At 37.4% G+C, this 810-nt stretch carries 1 pseudogene; it reads left to right on the top strand.

The window, feature by feature from the left end:
* Positions 1-810: pseudogene (locus B9N65_RS10770) on the top strand (thioredoxin reductase); the annotation flags it as partial.

Genomic DNA, 810 nt, shown 5'->3' on the forward strand with positions numbered 1-810 from the left:
GATAGGTAGAGTAGATAGTAATGGCAAACTAACAAAGCCAGAATATGCTGAAATTTATGATGAAGTAAATGCTCACAAAGGCACATTAAAATCAGAACTATTTGCAGCAGAGTGGAATATATGTGCTGGAGTATTAGGAAGCACTGTTGGATTTTCAGGAGGAGTTGGATTAGGCTATGCAGGATTTAAAGCAAGAGCATATCAATCAATGTTTCTATCAGCACAGCTTGGTCAAGACGGAGCCTTAGAGGCATTAGCTGACATGTTTGAATACTCTACCTATTTAGTAGGTCTAAACAAAAATTTACAAATGGCTGAAGAATTTAGAAGACTAGCTAAAAATCCCCCACTAGATGAATATGGAATGATGCCTTATCTTGATGAGATAGTGGGAAGCTATTTCGTGATGGATTTTAATAGAGACGGAGTAGCACAAAATACTTCTGGATCAATGCATAGACATCTAAGAAAATTAGTAGAAGATGAAGGAAAACTATTAGATCCTAGAGACCTTGATGCAAACGAGACTACTAGGGAAGAATTTGTGAGCTATGTAAATAAAGAAATGAAATTTTACCAAGATAAATTTGATGAGTACGCTTTTCCAAACACATGGGACGATCGTGACTTAAGTCTCTACATCGACTCCACCCTCCTAGAAGCCAAGATAATGTCTCTAACCCCACCAGAAGGATATCCAAATGCACCATACTACAACACACCAGAAGAGCTAACAAGACTATATGAGGCTGGTAAATTAGATAAAAAGCTAAATCCTCTAACACCAGTAATGTATAGAGATAGCTTCCC

Source organism: Campylobacter concisus (assembly GCF_002165815.1).
GTDB lineage: Bacteria > Campylobacterota > Campylobacteria > Campylobacterales > Campylobacteraceae > Campylobacter_A > Campylobacter_A concisus_BH.